The organism is Mesorhizobium ventifaucium (assembly GCF_935822925.1).
Lineage (GTDB): Bacteria > Pseudomonadota > Alphaproteobacteria > Rhizobiales > Rhizobiaceae > Mesorhizobium > Mesorhizobium ventifaucium.
The window spans coordinates 36,562-54,753 of sequence record NZ_CAKXZS010000016.1 but is presented as its reverse complement, the minus strand read 5'-3'; the positions used below and the strand labels follow the sequence as shown (position 1 = coordinate 54,753).

Here is an 18,192-nt window from a genome sequence, read left to right as displayed (position 1 = left end):
GCGCTTTCGCGCCGCCAGCAGTTGGGAACCTAGTTGCCCGCGCAAAGCTCCGCGGTGGTCTTGTTTGGGAGGTAGTCCTTGCCGAAGCCGAGCGGCTCGACCAGCGCGATGTGCTCCGGCGAACCGAGGAACGTCTTCAGTTCGGCGTTGAACGCCTCCAGCAGATCGGTGTCTTCCTTGCGGAAGCCGAAGCCGCCATGGCCTTTCACCGACTTGCCGGCAACCTCGCCGAACGGCTTGGTCGATTCGACGCCGTCGGCCTTCTTGGCCATGTCGGCGATCGAAAGAGCGGTTAGTGCGGCAGCGTCGGCGCGGCCCGACTGGACGGCGGCGACCAGACTGGACTGGTCGGGCAAGGCAACGATCTGCCCTGCGGCGACGCCAGCGTCCTTGGCATAGCCGCCCTCGACGGCGCCAGCCATCACGGCGAGCTTGAGATCCGGGTTTTCCTTGAAGCTGGAAAAGTCCTTCACGCCCTTCGGATTGCCCTTTGCCACCAGCATGGCCTGACCGATGCCGTAGGACGGCTCGGAGAAATTGATCTCGGCGCAGCGCTTCGGATTGATGAACATGCCGGCGGCGATGATATCGAAGCGGCCGGCCTTGAGACCTGGGATAAGCGAGCCGAATTCGGTCAGCACGCCGTCAACCTGCGAGATACCCATCTTGGCGAGCACCGCCTTGGCAACCTCCGGCGCTTCGCCGGTCAGCTTGCCGTCAGGCGTGGCGAAACCAAACGGCGCCTCGTTGGCAAAGCCGACGCGGATGTAGCCGTCCTTCTTGGCCCGTTCGAGGGTGGTTTCCGCATAAGCGGGCAGCGCCGTGAGTGATGTCGCGGCAAGCGCCAGGCAGGCGGCGGCTTTCACGACCATCCGGCGCGATATCGATGATTTGAACATGCTTTTCTCCCATTGAACAACTGACTGATGATTCCCAGGGCGCGGCCTTCTTCGAGGTCGACACCTGCTCGTCTAAGACGTATACAACTGCCCTAGACATTGTGCAAGCGAAGATATAAAAACCACAGAAAGTTGGTGATAATCCATAGCAGACCAAAAACTATTGCCCTAGTTGTGCACAATTTAAGAAAAACCAGCGTACCGGTAGGTGGGATTTCGGTGGCGAGCGCGAGCGGTTTCGGGACTTTCACGCAAGCGGAGTATGCGCAGCGCCTGGCGGGCGTGAAGTCACGCATGGAGAAGGCCGACTTCGACCTCATCATCTGTCAGGATCCAGCCAATATGTGCTGGCTGACCGGCTATGACGGATGGTCGTTCTATGTTCCGCAATGCGTGCTGGTCCATCTCAGGGAAGACCGGCCGATCTGGTTCGGCAGGGCGCAGGACGCCAGGAGCGCACGCCTGACCACCGGCCTGCCGGAGAAGAACATCGTGCCGTTTTCGGAACGGCTGGTGCAGCAGCCCGTCGAACACCCCTATGACGAACTCGCCCAGCTGATCCGGTCGCGTGGCTGGGGAAACGCCCGCATCGGCGTCGAGATGGACGCGCATTATTACACCGCGCGCTGCCATGCCCATCTCGTCAGCGGGCTGCCTGAAGCGCACTTCGCCAACAACCACGATCTCGTCAACTGGGCGCGGCTGGTCAAATCCGAAGCCGAGCTGGTGCTGATCCGCGAGGCCGGTGCGATCTGCACGCACGCTATGAAACGCGCCATCGAAAAAATGCGGCCCGGCGTGCCCCAGAACCATGTCATTGCGGAAATCTATCACGCACAGATCATGGGCGTGCCTGGAGCGGGCGGCGACTATGCCGCGATCTGTCCGCTGATGCCCGTCGGCGAGGGCACCAGCACGCCGCATCTGACCTGGTCCGACGCGCCGCTGCCGGACAGCGGCCTCGCCATTCTGGAGATCGCCGGGGTGCGGCGGCGCTATCATGTGGCGCTGACGCGGACCGTGCATTTCGGCAAGCCGCCGCAAGCCATCGTTGACATGGCCAAGGCGATCGTCGAGGGCGTCGACGCCGGCCTTGAGAAGGCGCGCCCCGGCTACACCGCCGAAGAGGTGGAAGCCGCCTGGCAGGCAGTGTTGAGGAAGAACGGGCTGAAGAAGGAGAGCCGCGTCGGCTATCCGGTCGGGCTCGCCTACCCGCCCGATTGGGGCGAACGCACCGCAAGTCTTCGTCCCGGCGACACCACCGAGATGCAGTCCGGGATGTGCTTCCATTTCATGGCCGGCGTTTGGCTCGACGATTTCGGCATCGCCATCTCGGAATCCTTCGTCGTCACGGATCACGGCGGCGAACGCCTCTGCGACGTGGCGCGCGAACTCATCGTCATCGACTGAGCATGACGGACGGGAAGCCGGTAACTGACGAAAGATCATGCCGGCAACGAAACCGGTAACCAGCACGAGGACGCCTGATGGACCGTAATCCGTTTTCCGAGGCCGAAATCGCCGGCCGCCTTGTCAGGGTCCGCACGGCGCTGGCTGAGCGCGAGTTGGACGCGGCGGTCTTTGCTTCGCCGGAGAACGTCTTTTACCTCACCGGGCTCGATCACTGGGGATATTTTGCCCCACACCTGCTGATCGTGCCGCTCGAAGGAAAACCTGTTCTGGTCACCCGCTCGATGGAAAAGGTGACGATCGAGAAACAAGTGACGGCAGCGGAATTCCGCGGCCATTCCGACAGCGAAACGGCGGCCGACCTCGCCGCGCGGGTGCTTGCGGAACTCAGCCTGTCCGGCAAGCGGATCGGCCTCGAATACTGGACGGCCGGCCTCAGCCATGGGCTTGCCGTCGCACTCCAGACGCAGGCCGATGCCAGATGGAGCGATGTTTCCGGCCTGGTCGACAGGATGCGGCGGGTGAAGAGCGCCGAGGAACAGGCGCTGATGCGTCAGGCGGCACAAGTGACCGACGCCGCCGCCGGCGCCGCGATCGCCGCGATCTCGGACAGCGCCTCCGAACAGGAGGTTGCGGCCCAATGCGTTGCGGCGATGATCCGCGCCGGCGGTCATGCTCCGGGCTTCGGACCCTTCATCCGCCCGGCCGCGCGACTGGGCGAGGAGCACACGACCTGGGGGGACGGGATCTACCGCAAGGGCGAGCCGGTCTTCGTCGAACTGTCCGGCTGCATCTCGCGTTATCACGCGCCGCTCGGCCGGCTCGTTCGCATCGGCTATATCAGCGACAAAGACGCCGCGATGGCAAAAGTGACCGCCAAGGCGTTCGATGCCGTCGTCGAGGCGCTGCGGCCCGGGGCCAAGGCGCGCGACGTGTACGCTGCCTGGCAGGCAGTCGCGGACGAGGCCGGTCTTTCCCACTATCGCCGCCATCACTGCGGCTATCTTGTCGGCGCCGGCCAGCCGCCATCATGGACCGGCGGCAATTCGGTGACTGGCTTGAGGCACGATTCCGACCTCGAGATCGAGACCGGGATGAGCTTCCACATCCTGTCGTGGCTGATGGGCACCGGTCGCGGCGATGACTTCGTCTCCAACACCGTACTTCTGACCGATGCGGGCGCTGAAGTGCTTACCCGCACGCCGGCCGGCCCGATCGTTCGATAGGCCCGCACGCATGTCGCGCTACTCGGCATTTTCGATTTTCCGCAACGCGCTGTCTGGCCAGAAGAACTGGCAGCGCGCCTGGCGGGCAGCAGAGCCAAAACCGTCCTACGACGTGATCGTCATCGGCGGCGGTGGACACGGCCTCGCTACCGCCTTCTACCTCGCCGAGAACCACGGCATCCGCAATGTCGCGGTGCTCGAAAAAGGCTATGTCGGCGGCGGCAATGTCGGCCGCAACACCACCGTCATCCGCTCCAACTACCTGCTCGACGGCAACACCCAGTTCTACGAATTCTCGATGAAGCTCTGGGAGGGCATGTCGCGGGCGCTGAACTTCAACGTCATGTTCTCGCAGCGCGGCCAGCTGGTCACCGCGCATTCGGCCGATCAGCTCGACGGCTTCAGCTACCGCGCCAACATCATGCGGCTGAACGGCATCGATGCCGATATCCTCGACCGCGACGAGGTGCGCCGGCTGGTGCCCTATCTCGATTTTTCCGACACGGCCCGCTTTCCGATCCATGGCGCCATCTTCCAGGGCCGGGCGGGCACGGCGCGCCACGACGCCGTCGCCTGGGGCTATGCGCGCGCCGCCGACGGCCATGGCGTCGACATTATTCAGAACTGCGAGGTGACAGGCTTCCTCCGCGACGGCGACAGTATCGTCGGCGTCGAAACGACGAAGGGCCGGATCGGCGCCGGCAAGGTCGGCCTCGCTGTTGCCGGTCATACATCCGTGCTCGGCGCCAAGGCCGGCCTTGAGCTGCCGATCGAAAGCCACGTCCTGCAGGCCTTCGTCACCGAACCGCTGAAGCCGTTGGTAGACCACGTCGTCGCCTACGGCGCCGACCATTTCTACGTCAGCCAGTCGGACAAAGGCGGGCTGGTCTTCGGCGGCAATCTCGACGGCTACAATTCCTACGCCCAGCGCGGCAATCTCGGCGTCGTGCGCGAAGTGGCGGAGGCGGCGATTGCGCTGATGCCGTGCATTTCGCGCGTCCGCCTGCTGCGCCATTGGGGCGGCGTCATGGATATGACGCCCGATGCCAGCCCGATCATCTGCCCGACGTCGATCGAAGGCCTCTATCTCAACGGCGGCTGGTGCTATGGCGGCTTCAAGGCGACGCCGGCTTCCGGCTGGTGCTTCGCCCACACGATCGCCACCGGCAAGCCGCATCCGTTGATCACAGCCTACGGGCTCGATCGTTTCAGCACCGGCCACACGCTCGACGAGGCTGGCGCCGGCCCCTCAGCCTGGCTGCAATAGGAGGCGGAAGACAATGCTGCGCATAGAATGCCCCTGCTGCGGTCTGCGCGACCATGACGAGTTCCGCTACGGCGGCGACGCTTCCGTCACGCGTCCGGCGCACGACGATCCCGATCCGCAGGCCTGGTACGCTTATGTCTATATCAGGGCAAATCCGGCTGGCCTGCACCGCGAATTCTGGCAGCACGTGACCGGTTGCCGCCAATGGCTGGTGGTCGAACGCGACACGCGCAACCACGCCATCGCATCGGTCGAGCTGGCCAGGAAATTAGCCCCAAGGAAATCGCTGGCCAGGAAATCACCGGCATGAATTCGAACCACAAGCGGTTGTCGATCGGTGGCCGCATCGACCGCGAGCAGCCGGTCGAGTTTACCTTCGACGGCCGGAGCCTGATCGGATATCGCGGCGACACGCTTGCCTCCGCGCTGCTCGCCAATGGCGTCACCCTGGTCGGGCGCAGCTTCAAATATCATCGTCCGCGCGGCATTTTTTCCGCCGGGCCCGAGGAGCCGAATGCGCTGGTCACGCTCGCAACTGCAGGCAGGCGCCAGCCGAACCTGCCGGCGACGACACTGGAACTCGAAGACGGCCTAGTCGCGGAGAGCCAGAACCGCTGGCCTTCGCTCGCCTTTGACGTGCAAAGCATCAACGGCCTGTTGGCGCCGTTCCTTTCGGCCGGCTTCTACTACAAGACCTTCATGGGCCCGACGCGCCGCGCCTGGATGTTCTACGAGCACTTCATCCGCAAGGCGGCCGGGCTGGGCAGAGCCGGCAGCGGCCATGATCCCGACCGCTACGACATCAGTCATGCCTTTGCCGATGTCGCAATCTGGGGCGGCGGCCCGGCAGGATTGTCGGCGGCGTGTGCTGCCGCAACGGCCGGCGCGCGGGTGGCGCTGATCGAGCAGGATTTCCTGCTCGGCGGCCAGCTTCTGGCGGAACAATCCGACAGCGCTGCGGCCGCATGGTTGAGACAGGCCGAGGCCGAGCTGGAAAGCTCCGAAACCGTCACTCTGATGAAGCGGACAACCGCTTTCGGCATCTATGACGGCAATGTCATCGGACTGGTCGAGCAACGCGACCCAAGCAATCCGCAGCTTGCCGGCGAAGCGCGGCAGACGTTCACCATGCTTCGCGCCCGCTCGATCGTTCTTGCCACCGGCGCCATCGAGCGGCCAATGGTATTCTCCAACAACGATCGGCCCGGCGTCATGCTTGCGTCGGCCGCCCGTAGCTATCTCAACCGTTTCGCCGTCCTGCCCGGCAAGAAGATAATCGTCGCCACCAGCAATGACGGCGCCTGGCGCGCCGCCTTCGATCTTGCCGATGCCGGCGCAGAGGTGATAGTTGCCGACGTTCGCGCAGCGCCGTCCACAGCGCTTGCCGCAGAAGCCGGACGGCTCGGCGTGGTGGTGCGGGCCGCAACGCGCATCGTCGACCTTAACGGCGGCCATGCCGTCAGGCGTGCAACGCTCAACGGACCGGACGGCCAGCCTGAGGCCGCCTGCGACCTGGTCTGCGTGTCCGGCGGCTGGTCGCCAACCGTGCATCTCACCTCGCATCTTGGCGTAAAACCTCAATATCGCGACGACATCGGCGGCTTCGTGCCGGGCGCGTTTCCAGCGGACCGGTTCGGCGCCGGCTCGATGATGGGAACTTATTCGACCGCGGGTGCCATCGAGGACGGTCATCGCGCCGGCATCGCGGCGGCATGGTTCTGCGGCAAGTCCATGCCGGTGCCCGCTCCTTCGAAACTCGATCTCGGCGAGACCGCCACGGCCCTGCTACGCGAAGCCCCTTCCATCGGACGTGGAAAAGCCTTCGTCGATTTCCAGATGGACGTGACGACTGGGGATATCGAACTCGCCCATCGCGAAGGCTATGAATCGGTCGAGCATCTGAAGCGCTACACCACGCTCGGAATGGGCACCGACCAGGGCAAGACCAGCAATTTTGCGGCGCTTGCCTCGATGGCGGCGTTACGCAACGCAACGATCCCCGAGACCGGCGCCACGACCTTTCGACCGCCCTATACGCCGGTCGCCATCGGTGCGCTTGCCGGATGCGCCATCGGCCATCATTTCAAGCCGATCCGCCGCACGCCGATGCACGACTGGCACATGGCGAACGGCGCCGAGATGATCGAGGTCGGGCTCTGGATGCGGCCCTTTTTCTACAGGCAGTCCGGGCGTGACTCGAACGAAGCCTATATCGCCGAAATGCGGAGTGTGCGCCAGGCCGCTGGCCTGATGGACATCTCCACTCTCGGCAAGATCGACGTCCAGGGCCCGGATGCCGCGATTTTCCTCGATCGCATCTACGCCAACGGCTTTGCCAAACTGCCGGTTGGCCGTGCGCGCTACGGCGTCATGCTGCGCGACGACGGCATCGTCTTCGACGACGGCACCACGACGCGGCTGGCCGAGAACCGGTTCTTCATGACCACCTCGACCGCCAAGGCCGCCGACGTGCTGTCGCGTCTTGAATTCCTGCTCGATACGGCCTGGCCGGATTTGCGCGTAGCCGTGACCTCGGTGAGCGATGAATGGGCGGCGATGTCGGTTGCCGGACCGAAAAGCCGCGCAATTCTGAGTGCCGCGTTTCCCGTTCTCGATGTTTCCGACGCGGCATTTGCGCATATGGGATTGCTCGAAAGCGAATGGCAGGGCCGTGCGCTCCGCATCCTGCGCCTCAGTTATTCCGGCGAGCGCGCCTACGAAATCTATGTCGGCGCAACTGCCGGTGAACAGCTTTGGAGCCGCCTGCTCGAAGCAGGCCGGCCGTTCGACCTGAAACCTTACGGCGTCGAGGCGCTTGGCGCGCTGCGCGTCGAAAAGGGCCATGTCGCCGGACCTGAAATCGATGGGCGCACGACGCTCGACGATCTTGGCCTCGGCCGCATGGCGGGCAAGCGTACCGGCTTCGTCGGCGACGTGCTGCGACGGCGCCCCGCCTTCCAGGCGCCCGACCGCCAGCGCCTGGTCGGACTGGAATGCATCGAGGAGGGAAAACGCCTTCGCGGTGGCGCCATCCTGTTTCTGCCGGGCGAGAAACCTTACGGCCACGGGCGCGGCCGCGTCACTTCCGTCACCTTCAGCCCCGAACGCGGCCACTATGTCGGGCTGGCCTTGCTTGCCGGCGATGTCGCCAGCGAAGGAAGCGAGGTCGTGGCGGTCTATCCGATGAAAGCCGAAACGGTCCGTGCCCGAATCGCCTCGCCGGTATTCCTCGATCCGCAGGGGGAGCGGCTGCATGGCTAGTCCGGATTTCAGCCTGTCCGTGGCCGATTGCCCGCTCATCCAGATCGAGGGCTGGGACGGGACGCTGGGGCAATTCGAAAAGAGCCTCTCGGCATTGCTAGGCACCAAACTTCCCGATTCGGTCGGAGAGACGGTTCGCCAAAAAGGTCTCCTCGTCATCCGCGTTGCACCTCGCCGTCTTTGGCTGGCTCTCGACGATGGTCTTGAAGCGCCTTCGCTGGCCGTCGACCCCGATCTCGGCTGTTCAGTTTCTCTCGGCGAGGGTCGCGAGCGTTTCAGAATGGCTGGGGCTCACATCGCTCCGGTTCTCTCCAAATGCATCACTGTCGACTGGCGCGCGCCGGCGGCCGCCCCGGGCCGCGCCGTGCTGACATCCTTGCACCATGTGCCCGTGCTCTTTCTGCGCACCGGCGATGCCGCGTGCGAACTCATCGTGCCGCGAAGTTTTTCGCGAAGCCTTTCGGACTGGATTGCTGACGCGGCGGGGTAGGGAAAGGACCAGGCGCGAACGCTCCTCCCTCAGGAGCCACTCCACGGTCTCGCCCCTTGGATGATCTCTTGAGCACGTACGGCAAAGCGGCCGGCGAGCGGCCACTTGCCGGCGGCATCGGCCGACGCCGCGCTGCCTGCCCGCGCCCGGTCGGCGATGCCGACGAAGATCACCGCGAAACGGAACAGCGAAAAAACCAGGTGGAAGCGTTGCAGGGGCGCGGTGGGCACGGCATGCGCGAAATAATGGTCGAGGAATTCGCGCTGGCTGGGAATGCCGAGTGCAGCATGATCGAGGCCGAGGATGCCGCCATATTCGTCAGGGGTCGAATGCCAGGTCATCGAGCAAAAGCCGAGATCGGCGAGCGGATGGCCGACCGTCGACAGTTCCCAATCGAGAATGCCGATCACTTCCGGCTTGCCGGGATGGAACAGCAGATTTCCGAGGCGGAAGTCGCCATGGGCGATCGACACGCGCCCATCATCCGCGGGCATATGCTGCGGCAGCCAGTCGGCGACCGCTTCGAGTGCCGGAATTCTGTCGCTCGGCGATTCCCTGAGCTGCCTGGTCCAGCGGCCAATCTGACGCTCGAAATAGTTGCCGGGCCGGCCATAGTCGCCGAGACCGACCTCGTCGGGACGGACAGCATGCAATCTGGCCATCGCTTCGGCCATGCCGAAATAGATGCCGCGTCGCTCGGCGGGGACAAGGCCGGGCAGCGAACAGTCGTGGAAGACGCGACCATCCAGCCGCTTCATCAGGTAGAAGGGCGTGCCGAGCGGCTCGACACCGTCGTGATAGAGCACCGGCCGGGGCACCGGGACGTTGGTCGGTGCGAGCGCTTCAAGCACGCGGAACTCGCGGTCGACGGCATGCGCCCCGCGCAGGATCGGCCCGGCCGGCTTCTTGCGCAGCACCATGCGATGCGCACCATAGTCGACGAAATAGGTCGGGTTGGACTGTCCGCCGCCGATCCGCTCGAGTGTCATTGCGGCATCGCCGAAGCGGTTCGCGAGAAAGCTCTTCAATGCCGCAGGATCGAAATCCGCATTCAACGGCATCTTTTCCTCCTGAGATGCCACCCCGCGCCCGCTATGCCTCGCCTTCGACGGTCCAGCGCCAGAAGCCCCTCTCCTCCTCGTCGAGGAAACGATTCAGCACCATCTTGTGGACCTCATCGGCACCATCGACCAGCCGCGCCTGGCGCGCATAGCGGTATATCCATTCGAGCACTGTGTCCTTGGAATAGCCTCGCGCGCCATTGATCTGGATCGCGACATCTGCCGCGTCATGCAGCACATTGGCGACCTGGACCTTGGCCATCGACACGTCCTTGCGGGCAAAGCCGCCGCGGTCCAGCTCCCACGCAGCCTTCATCACCAGGATGCGGCCGATCTCGATGCGCATGGCGAGGTCGCCGAGCTTCAGCTGGACGCTTTCGCGGTCGGCGAGCCGCTGGCCGAAACCATGGCGCTCGGCAGCGTAGGCGCGCGCGATCTCGACGCAGCGCTTGGACAATCCGAGCCAGCGCATGCAGTGGGTAAGCCGCGCCGGGCCGAGCCGCACCTGCGTCACCTTCATGCCCCTGCCCTCGCCAACCAGCATGTCTTCGACAGGAATTTCGAGTCCGTCGAATTCCAACTCGCAATGCCCGCCATGCTCCTCGGGGCCCAGGATCTCGATGCGGCGCATGATGCGCCAACCCGGCTGGTCCTTGTGGAACATCAGAGCCGACAGACCATGGCGCGGATCGTCCGAAGTTCGCGCGATCAGGATGAAATGGCTGGCCTCCTCCGCGCCGGTGATGAACCATTTGCGGCCGGTCACCACATATTTGTCGCCGCGCCGCTCAGCACGCGTCATGATCATCGAAGGGTCGGAGCCGCCGCCGGGATGCGGTTCGGTCATGGCAAAGGCCGAGCGCACGTTGCCCTCGACGATCGGCTTCAGCCATTTTTCCTTTTGCGCTGGCGTGCCGAGCGCCTCCAGAACCATCATGTTGCCATCGTCGGGCGCTGCCGAATTGAACACCACGGGTCCGAAGATCGACCGGTTCATCTCCTCGTAGCAGACCGCAATATCCATCTTGCCGAGGCCGGCGCCGCCGGTTTCGGGCTTGAGCTGCAGGCACCACAGGCCCGTCATCCGCGCCCTGGCGCGAAGCGTCTCCAGCAGCGGCAAGGCGATGTTTCCATGCCCGTCATAGGACATCTTGTCGGCTTCGAGCGGCAGGATCTCGCGCTCGACGAAGTCGGCAATGCGGACGCGGTAATCTTCGGCTCGGGCGGGAATGTCGAAGTTCATGGACAAACTCCCAGCGATGAAACGAGGTGGCCACCATCGATGGACGAGATCGCCGAAAAGCATCGGGTCCATATCTGAAATCGAGCGAGCGCTCGTTTTTCTTATTCGCCTCTATCCTCTTTTGCAGCCGCCGTCACCCGGCGAAGCGTGGTTCAGCAAAGCCTTTGATTCCAAGGCCGGTATCGCGAACAGGATGCGACGGTGCCGTCTGGCGCATAACGCACCAGCCGGCCGTCGTAGACGTGGGGCATTCCAGAGGAAGCCTTGCATCGACGGTTGACCTATCGGCGCCACCGTCGTGGCGATAGGCGAGCCGCCTCAGAACGCGACCTTGTCGCCGCCCTTCAATGACAGAATTTCGCGCGCCTCGTCGGGCGTCGCCACTTCCATGCCGAGTCCCTCGATGATCTTGCGGGCAAGCACCACCTGTTCGGCGTTCGATTTGGCGAGCTTACCCTTGCCGGCCCAAAGACTGTCTTCGAGCCCGACGCGGATGTTGCCGCCAAGGGCTGCCGACTGCGCGGCTATGCGAAGTTGGCTGGCGCCGGCGCCGAGCACCGACCAGCGGAACTGGTCGCCGAACAGCCGGTCAGCGGTGCGCTTCATATGGGCGACGTCTTCGGGATGGGTGCCGATGCCGCCAAGCAGACCAAACACCGACTGCACGAAGAACGGTGGCTTGACCAGCCCGCGATCGGCGAAGTGCGAGAGATTGTAGAGATGGGCGATGTCGTAGCACTCGAACTCGAAGCGCGTGCCGTTGTCGTAGCAGGTCGCAAGAATGTATTCGATGTCTTTGAACGAGTTGCGGAAGACCAGGTCGCGTGTCGCTTCCAGATGCGGCCTTTCCCAGTCGAACTTGAAAGTTTCGTATTTGTCGACGAGGTGATAGAGCCCGAAATTGATCGAGCCCATATTGAGCGAGGCGACCTCAGGCTTGAACTCGGCGGCCGGGCGCACGCGTTCCTCGACCTTCATGTAGGGACTGCCGCCAGTGGTTATGTTGATGGCGGCATTGGTAGCCTGCTTGATGCGCGGCAGGAAGCGGGCGAAGGCCGCCGGCGTCTGGTCGGGCTTGCCGGTCTCGGGGTCGCGGGCATGCAGGTGCAGGATCGCCGCACCCGCCTCCGCCGCGGCGATCGCCTCTGAAGCAATCTGGTCCGGCGTGATCGGCAGATAGGGCGACATGGTCGGCGTGTGGATCGCCCCCGTCACCGCACAGGTGATGATAATTTTGCTCCTGGTCTGCGTAGCGCCGGGCTTGTGGCTTGTTTCCGTCATCGTCCGAACTCCTGATCCGATTTTTTCTTGTGCGCCGCCAGCGCCATCAGCCGGCGGTCGCGCCACACCTGCCGTTCGCCGAGCTCTTCCCGCGGCAGGCGCTTGCGGCGGTCGGTCTCTACCGTCTCGATGACCTCGCCGGCCCAGTCGACGCGGCGCAGCGTTTGCGGAAAAATGTTGGAATAGATCGCTTGATAGCGTTCGACATAGTCGCGTACGCCGCCCGGCGCATTGAGGTCGATCGTTTCGAACGGCCCCATGAACGACCAGCGCAGCGCCAGCCCGTCGCGAATGCCGATATCGACATCCTCGACGCTGGCATAGCCGTCGGCGACAAGTCGAAAAGCCTCCTCCAGGAGCGCGCCCTGCAGGCGGTTCATGATGAAGCCGTCGAGTTCGTGCTTCATCACCAGCGGCGCGTGGCCTGCGGCGACGAGGAAGGCGCGGGTCCTTTCGACCGTCTCGGGGGAGGTCCATGGCGCCGGCACGACTTCCGCAGCCGGGATGAGATAGGGCGGATTGATCGGATGCACGACCAGGCAGCGGTGCCGCCCTTGCAGATGGTCGATGAATTTCGACGGCAGCAACGCCGAGGTGGAACTGGCGATCACCGCTTGCGGACCGGCCATTGCATCGATCAGGGAGAACACCTCGCGCTTGACGTCCAGACGTTCGGGCGTGTTCTCCTGGATATGGACCGCGTCGGCCAGCGCCTCGCCCAGTTCCGCAACGACGGCGATGCGGCCAAGCACAGCATCGATTGCCTGTCCGCGCAGCAGATCGTTCGCGGCGAGGTCGCCGAGCACGCCGGCGATATAATCATGCGCGCCGGTCGTCGCGGCCGGCGACTGGTCCCACATCCGCACGTCATGACCGGCGCGGCCAAAACTGATCGCCCAGGCCCGCCCGATGAAGCCGCTGCCGACAATTGCTACTTTCACCATGGTCGGGCTCCTCAAAGGGTTTCGACGTTGCCGTCGACGCCGAGCGACTGGCCGGAGATGTTGATCGCCGCATCGGACAGCAGGAAGGCGACCATCGCGGCGACGTCATAGGGGCTGGTCATGCGGCGCAGCGAGATGTTCTGGAGATAACGCTCCGTCATCTCCTCATTCGACACACCGAGCTGCCTGGCGCGGTCGGCGATGACCTTGTCGATGCGTGGTCCCTCGATGATGCCGGGCAGGATGGCGTTGACCCTTATGCCGTGCGGCCCGAGCTCCTTGGCAAGGCTTTGCGTGAAACCGATGACGCCGAACTTGGCCGCCGAATAGGGGGTGCGGAAAGCGTAACCGTGGCGGCCGGCGGCGGACGACATCGAGACGATCGAGCCGCCGCCCGCCGCCTTGATCAGCGGCACGGCGCGCCTGGCGCAGAGGAACTGGCCGGTCAGGCAGATGTCGATGCAGCGCCGCCACCCCGCCGGATCGATTTCGTCGACGCCGCCGGTCGGGCCGGCGATGCCGGCATTGTTGATCAGCGCGTCGAGCCCGCGGAGCTTTTCCTTCACCGTCTCGAACAGCCGGTCGACGTCGTCGTCGCGCGAGACATCGGCCTTGACCGCGGCGACGAGGGCGATCTTGTCCGGAGCAGCAGCCAGCGCCTCGTCGGAAACGTCGCAAACGACGATGCGCGCGCCGAGCCGCGACAGCGTTTCGGCAATGGCCAAGCCGATACCGCCGGCACCTGCCGTCACCAGCACGCGCTGCCCCTTCAGCCCGGTCAGAAAATCGTCCGCCGATGTCGGCGCCCCTTTGCTCATCGTGTATCCCTTCTCATTGCAGCCGCCGTTCGCGCAGCGCCATGACAGCGCCCAGAACGACCAAGTCGTACAGAATTGCCCTTGTGGCATAGGGCAGCTGAAATAGTGACGAAAGCGCGACCTCGCTGGTGGCTTGGCAAGCGGGAAGCAGTTCTAACCTGCTCGGGCACGCCAATACTCTCTCGAGTTCCAGATAAGCCGTCATGGATTTGCATGGATTTCACGACCAAGCCATAATGCGCGGCCAGCTCGCATAGCCCCTAAGGGCGCCCTGGAGGCTGCTCCTGCGGAAATTTGTTTTCGTCTATGATTGCCACGGCCTGCTCGATGCTGTCTCTCACCTCGAATCCGATCCAGTGTCCGTCCATCAGGTGCGTTTGCCTCGCACAGGCGAGGAAATAGCTCCCGGCCTGCCGCGCAACAAAGTTAAGCTGCCTCCTCTCATTGATTTTAATTCCCTCTGGCGGATCGGTGTACACCCCCCAGATCGCATCCTCGGCCGTCAACTTCACCGGCATCTCTGACTGAGCGTAGACCCTGGTCACCATCAGGCTGTGCGGGAAAGACGAGGAGCCATTGATGAACTCGATCTTTACCGACCATTCCGCTGGTACGACGATGGTGAGATTGCCGCCCCAGTAACCGTTGAAGTCAATAATGTCGGTCCGGATGTTGTCCCTGCGATACCGCTCGACTTGGTTCCAATCGGCAACAATCTCTATGGCTACTGTCTTGGCTGCAGGATCGTTCTTGATCCAGCTCGGGACGAAAGGCTCCCCAGCCAGTGCAATTCCGGGCAACAATCCCAAGGCGACGGCGAGAAGGGCAAGGTGAGCAAAGCGCGCCATCGCAATCAGAGGCTCCTCCCGAGCGGGCGGCCGAGCGCAAGCGACCGCCAATCGAGGTCGACCTGGCTTGTTCCCTAAGGAAGAGAATACGCTCGAAATAGCATCCACACCAGCAAACCCAAAATGCGCTATCGTCAGCAGTCAGAAACAGCGCCATTGCTGCTATTTCATCGGGTTGGATGCGCGTTTGCATTGCCTGCAGTGCGTCAGTGCGAGGGCGACGGGCGATTCCGTAGTGTGCAGTTTCTGCTTCAGCTATCGCGAAGAGTCTGTTGTGCAATTCGCCACGCCTGCTCCACATGCCGCCTGGCCGCCGCTTCGGCCTCATCGCCGTTGCGCGACTTGATCGCGTTCATGATGTCGGTCATTTCGGCGATTGCGGCATCGCGACGATTCACCGAAGCGATGGTCATGGAACGCAGCTGGTTGATGCGGACGTTCAGGCCTTGGACGATCTCCCAGGCGATGCGCTTGTCGGCGGCATCGAAAAGCACTTCATAGAATTTTGTCGTCGCCCGCATCACCTCGATCGGATCGGCTGAGGCCCACGCCGTGAGCAGCACATCCAGTGCGCGCTCAAGCGCGGCGATCTGATCCTCAGTCGCCGTCAGCGCGCAGGCGCGCGCCGCGATGCCCTCCATCAGAGCGCGCAGTTCATAAATCTCATCGGTGCGGCTGAGATCCGGCCTGGCCACGGCGGGTCCGTGGCCAGGTATCATCTGGACAAGGCCCTCAGTCTCCAACTGCCGCAGAACCTCGCGCACCACCGAGCGACTGACGCCGAGCTGATTGCAAAGCGGGCGCTCGACCAATCGTTCGCCGGGCTGGAAGTGAAACCCCATGATCGCGTCGCGCATGCGCTCCAGCGCCAGCGTCCTCAGCGTCTTGGCGGATCGCTCGATCCTCAGTGCGTCGTCGGCCAATTCATCACCTCCCAGTACCCGCAAGAAACAGATTCGGCGATCCGTTGACAAGCGATTTGGTCTTCGATAGTATGGTATACCATAAGACAGTGAGGCGAAAGGGGAACTGTACCGAATGCCTCAGCCGACCCGACCACCGAGGATTCGATGAAGCCGGCCATCCGAAAAATCGTCACCTATGTCGAGAACACGCTGATTGAAGGCGGCAAGGCGGCCCCCCGGCCGCTGCGCCTGATCGGCGTGGCGGCAGTGCTCGCCAATCCTTGGGCCGGACGCGGTTTCACCGACGACCTTTCGCCCGCGATCCGCGCCTATGCGCCGGTCCTGGGGGAAGTGCTGACCCATGAAATCCTAGCAGTCGCCGGATCCGGCGAAGCCATCGAAGGCTACGGCAAGGCCGCAATCTGCGGCACGTCGGGCGAGATCGAGCATGCCTCGGCGCTCATCCACACGCTGCATTTCGGCAACCACTATCGGCGTGCCGTCGGCGCCAAGACCTATCTTGCATTCACCAACCTGCGCGGCGGGCCGAACACGCCGATCATGATCCCGCTCATGGACAAGAACGATGAAGGCCGACGTTCGCACTACCTGACGGTGCATTTCCAGATCGGCGACGCGCCGGCGCCGGACGAGCTGGTGGTGGCGCTTGGCGCCTCGATCGGCGGGCGACCGCATCACCGCATCGGCGACCGCTACCAGGATCTCAAGGAGGTCGGCGACCTGCATGGCTGAGCTGACGGACCTTGGCTGGCATCGCGGAACGGCGCCTGACGGCACCGGCTACATCCGTGCCGGATCCGGCGCGCCGGTCCTCCTCATCCACGGCGTCGGCATGAACGCGGCGATCTGGGCACCCCAGATCGAGCTGATGAAAAACAGATGGGATGTCATCGCGATCGACATTCTGGGACATGGCCAGTCGCCGCTGCCGTCCAGGGACGCCAGCCTTGCCGACTATGCCGGACAGGCGATCCGGCTTCTTGATCACCTTGGCCTGGATGCGGTCTCGATCGTCGGCCATTCGATGGGGGCGCTGGTCGGGCAGGAAATCGCTCTCGACGCACCCGAACGGGTCCGCAGCCTTGTGTCGCTCAACGCGGTGTTTCGCCGCCCGGCAGAGCTTGCGCAGGCGGTGCGCGAGCGCGCCGCCGAATTGAATAGCGCGGAAAACCCGTCAGGGGCGGACGCAACGATCGCGCGCTGGTTCGGCGACCCGGTCCCCGACAGCCTGGCAGAGGCGGCAAGGACGACGCGCGCGGCACTGCAAAGCGTCAACCGCGAAGGCTATGCGCGCACCTACCGACTTTTCGCCCATGCCGATGCGGCGCATGGCGATCGTCTCTCCGGTCTCGCGGTGCCGGCCCTGTTCATGACCGGCTCGCAGGACAGAAATTCCTCACCTGCGATGTCGGCGGCGATGGCACGCCTCGCGCCGCGCGGTCGCTGCACCGTTCTGGAGGGCGAACGACACATGATGGCCGTAGCCTCGCCCGACACGGTCACACGGCGCATTGTCGATTTTCTCGAGAGCAACGACGGCGCAAGCACATCGGAGCGACCGACGATGGACACAGAATTCGACGCGGGTGAATTCAGGCGGGCGCTCGGTTCCTTCCTGACCGGCGTGACCATCGTCACCGCAATCGGGCCGGAAGGAGAGCCGCGAGGCTTCACCGCCAATTCGTTTACATCCGTTTCGCTCGATCCGCCGCTTGTGCTGGTCTGCATCGCCAAGAAAGCGCTGGGCCATCCGGTGTTTTCGACCTCGAAGTGCTTTGCCATCAACGTGCTCTCGGAGGAACAGCGAGCCGCATCCGGCGTCTTCGCTTCGAAATCGCAGGACAAGTTCTCGGCTGTCGAATGGCGCTTCGGCCAGACCGGCAGCCCACTGCTCGGTGGATCGGTGGCGACGTTTGACTGTGATATGGAGCAATTGGTCGACGCCGGCGACCATTCGATCCTCATCGGCCGCGTTCGCCAATTTTCCCACAATTCATCGCAGCCGCTCGGCTACTGCCGTGGCGCCTATGTCTCGCCCGGCCTCAGCCAGGAAGCGCTGGCGGCCGCGCCACCCGACATGGAGGTCGGCGCGATCCTCGAAGATGGAGGCCGCGTGCTGTTCTTCGAAACCGCCGAGGGCTTTTTCGAACTGCCGGCGGGCCGAGGGCTCGGGGCGCCCGGCGACTCGCGAAGCCTTAGGGGACGCCTCGCTGCGAAAGCCATCGAGGCGCATCTCGGATTCCTGTTTGCGGTCTGGGACGACGCGGCAAGCCCGTCGCGAACGCATGTCTACTACCGCGGCACGATAGACGTGCCCCACTCCAGCGATCGCCAGGTCCGGCTCGTCGACATCGACAGGATCGCCGGACTGAACATCGCCGACGCTGCTGTGCGCTCGATGCTCGCCCGCTACGTTCGCGAATGTCGGGAGGATGCGTTTGGCGTCTATGTCGGCAACGCAGTCGAAGGTGAAGTCCGTCCGCTCGCCAAGCCGGTAGCCATGAACACTTCGGGGTGA

Annotated in this window: 16 protein-coding genes; 8 read left to right on the top strand and 8 right to left on the bottom strand. The window is 63.9% G+C overall.

Annotated features, from left to right (window positions below):
• Window positions 1-29 precede the first annotated feature (29 nt).
• On the bottom strand, window positions 30-899 hold the full coding sequence (gene ehuB / locus NMG70_RS14970) for an ectoine/hydroxyectoine ABC transporter substrate-binding protein EhuB (RefSeq protein WP_254019840.1): 870 nt from the start codon (window positions 897-899) through the stop codon (window positions 30-32).
• A gap of 219 nt (window positions 900-1,118) precedes the next feature.
• Here ehuB and NMG70_RS14965 point away from each other — a divergent pair, with 219 nt between their 5' ends.
• From NMG70_RS14965 to NMG70_RS14940, 6 genes are all read left to right on the top strand, one after another.
• Window positions 1,119-2,309, top strand: a complete 1,191-nt coding sequence (locus NMG70_RS14965) for a M24 family metallopeptidase (protein WP_254025251.1) — start codon at window positions 1,119-1,121, stop codon at window positions 2,307-2,309.
• Between the two features lie 77 nt (window positions 2,310-2,386).
• Window positions 2,387-3,535 carry a M24 family metallopeptidase gene (locus tag NMG70_RS14960; protein ID WP_254025250.1) on the top strand — a complete coding sequence of 383 codons (1,149 nt, stop codon included), beginning with the start codon at window positions 2,387-2,389 and terminating at the stop codon, window positions 3,533-3,535.
• 10 nt (window positions 3,536-3,545) lie between these two features.
• Entirely contained in the window at window positions 3,546-4,802 is a 1,257-nt protein-coding gene (locus NMG70_RS14955; RefSeq protein WP_254025249.1) for a sarcosine oxidase subunit beta family protein, read from the top strand.
• Window positions 4,803-4,815: 13 nt separating this feature from the next.
• Complete coding sequence (locus NMG70_RS14950; protein ID WP_436798393.1) at window positions 4,816-5,112, top strand: sarcosine oxidase subunit delta; 297 nt, start codon at window positions 4,816-4,818, stop codon at window positions 5,110-5,112.
• Entirely contained in the window at window positions 5,109-8,063 is a 2,955-nt protein-coding gene (locus NMG70_RS14945; RefSeq protein ID WP_254025248.1) for a sarcosine oxidase subunit alpha family protein, read from the top strand. Before NMG70_RS14950 ends, NMG70_RS14945 begins: the two co-directional genes overlap by 4 nt.
• Window positions 8,056-8,553 carry an aminomethyltransferase family protein gene (locus tag NMG70_RS14940; RefSeq protein WP_254025247.1) on the top strand — a complete coding sequence of 166 codons (498 nt, stop codon included), beginning with the start codon at window positions 8,056-8,058 and terminating at the stop codon, window positions 8,551-8,553. The genes NMG70_RS14945 and NMG70_RS14940 overlap by 8 nt, the downstream gene beginning before the upstream one ends.
• A 29-nt stretch (window positions 8,554-8,582) precedes the next feature.
• On the opposite strand, the gene NMG70_RS14935 is transcribed toward NMG70_RS14940, so the two are convergent.
• From NMG70_RS14935 to NMG70_RS14905, 7 genes are all read right to left on the bottom strand, one after another.
• Complete coding sequence (locus NMG70_RS14935; protein ID WP_254025246.1) at window positions 8,583-9,614, bottom strand: phosphotransferase family protein; 1,032 nt, start codon at window positions 9,612-9,614, stop codon at window positions 8,583-8,585.
• Between the two features lie 31 nt (window positions 9,615-9,645).
• Window positions 9,646-10,857, bottom strand: a complete 1,212-nt coding sequence (locus NMG70_RS14930; RefSeq protein ID WP_254025245.1) for an acyl-CoA dehydrogenase family protein — start codon at window positions 10,855-10,857, stop codon at window positions 9,646-9,648.
• Window positions 10,858-11,175: 318 nt separating this feature from the next.
• On the bottom strand, window positions 11,176-12,138 hold the full coding sequence (kce, locus tag NMG70_RS14925) for a 3,5-dioxohexanoate:acetyl-CoA acetone transferase (protein ID WP_254025244.1): 963 nt from the start codon (window positions 12,136-12,138) through the stop codon (window positions 11,176-11,178).
• Window positions 12,135-13,082 carry a 3-hydroxyacyl-CoA dehydrogenase gene (locus NMG70_RS14920; protein ID WP_254025243.1) on the bottom strand — a complete coding sequence of 316 codons (948 nt, stop codon included), beginning with the start codon at window positions 13,080-13,082 and terminating at the stop codon, window positions 12,135-12,137. The genes kce and NMG70_RS14920 overlap by 4 nt, the downstream gene beginning before the upstream one ends.
• An 11-nt stretch (window positions 13,083-13,093) precedes the next feature.
• Window positions 13,094-13,900 carry an SDR family oxidoreductase gene (locus NMG70_RS14915; protein WP_254025242.1) on the bottom strand — a complete coding sequence of 269 codons (807 nt, stop codon included), beginning with the start codon at window positions 13,898-13,900 and terminating at the stop codon, window positions 13,094-13,096.
• 260 nt (window positions 13,901-14,160) lie between these two features.
• The gene (locus tag NMG70_RS14910; protein WP_254025241.1) at window positions 14,161-14,748 is read right to left on the bottom strand and encodes a sulfocyanin-like copper-binding protein; all 588 of its coding nucleotides are present in this window, start codon (window positions 14,746-14,748) and stop codon (window positions 14,161-14,163) included.
• Window positions 14,749-14,999: 251 nt separating this feature from the next.
• Window positions 15,000-15,671, bottom strand: coding sequence for a GntR family transcriptional regulator (locus tag NMG70_RS14905; RefSeq protein ID WP_254025240.1), 672 nt, complete (start codon window positions 15,669-15,671; stop codon window positions 15,000-15,002).
• Window positions 15,672-15,818: 147 nt separating this feature from the next.
• Between NMG70_RS14905 and NMG70_RS14900 the strand changes: the two genes are divergently transcribed.
• On the top strand, window positions 15,819-16,406 hold the full coding sequence (locus NMG70_RS14900; RefSeq protein ID WP_254025239.1) for an amino acid synthesis family protein: 588 nt from the start codon (window positions 15,819-15,821) through the stop codon (window positions 16,404-16,406).
• Window positions 16,399-18,192: an alpha/beta fold hydrolase gene (locus tag NMG70_RS14895; RefSeq protein ID WP_254025238.1), complete on the top strand. Its 1,794-nt coding sequence runs from the start codon at window positions 16,399-16,401 to the stop codon at window positions 18,190-18,192. The genes NMG70_RS14900 and NMG70_RS14895 overlap by 8 nt, the downstream gene beginning before the upstream one ends.

Coding starts and splice junctions, on each gene's coding strand:
- ehuB (WP_254019840.1), bottom strand. CDS start 899: ATGTTCAAATCATCGATATCGCGCCGGATGGTCGTGAAAGCCGCCGCC.
- NMG70_RS14960 (WP_254025250.1), top strand. CDS start 2,387: ATGGACCGTAATCCGTTTTCCGAGGCCGAAATCGCCGGCCGCCTTGTC.
- NMG70_RS14955 (WP_254025249.1), top strand. CDS start 3,546: ATGTCGCGCTACTCGGCATTTTCGATTTTCCGCAACGCGCTGTCTGGC.
- NMG70_RS14950 (WP_436798393.1), top strand. CDS start 4,816: ATGCTGCGCATAGAATGCCCCTGCTGCGGTCTGCGCGACCATGACGAG.
- NMG70_RS14945 (WP_254025248.1), top strand. CDS start 5,109: ATGAATTCGAACCACAAGCGGTTGTCGATCGGTGGCCGCATCGACCGC.
- NMG70_RS14940 (WP_254025247.1), top strand. CDS start 8,056: ATGGCTAGTCCGGATTTCAGCCTGTCCGTGGCCGATTGCCCGCTCATC.
- NMG70_RS14935 (WP_254025246.1), bottom strand. CDS start 9,614: ATGCCGTTGAATGCGGATTTCGATCCTGCGGCATTGAAGAGCTTTCTC.
- NMG70_RS14930 (WP_254025245.1), bottom strand. CDS start 10,857: ATGAACTTCGACATTCCCGCCCGAGCCGAAGATTACCGCGTCCGCATT.
- kce (WP_254025244.1), bottom strand. CDS start 12,138: ATGACGGAAACAAGCCACAAGCCCGGCGCTACGCAGACCAGGAGCAAA.
- NMG70_RS14920 (WP_254025243.1), bottom strand. CDS start 13,082: ATGGTGAAAGTAGCAATTGTCGGCAGCGGCTTCATCGGGCGGGCCTGG.
- NMG70_RS14915 (WP_254025242.1), bottom strand. CDS start 13,900: ATGAGCAAAGGGGCGCCGACATCGGCGGACGATTTTCTGACCGGGCTG.
- NMG70_RS14910 (WP_254025241.1), bottom strand. CDS start 14,748: ATGGCGCGCTTTGCTCACCTTGCCCTTCTCGCCGTCGCCTTGGGATTG.
- NMG70_RS14900 (WP_254025239.1), top strand. CDS start 15,819: ATGAAGCCGGCCATCCGAAAAATCGTCACCTATGTCGAGAACACGCTG.
- NMG70_RS14895 (WP_254025238.1), top strand. CDS start 16,399: ATGGCTGAGCTGACGGACCTTGGCTGGCATCGCGGAACGGCGCCTGAC.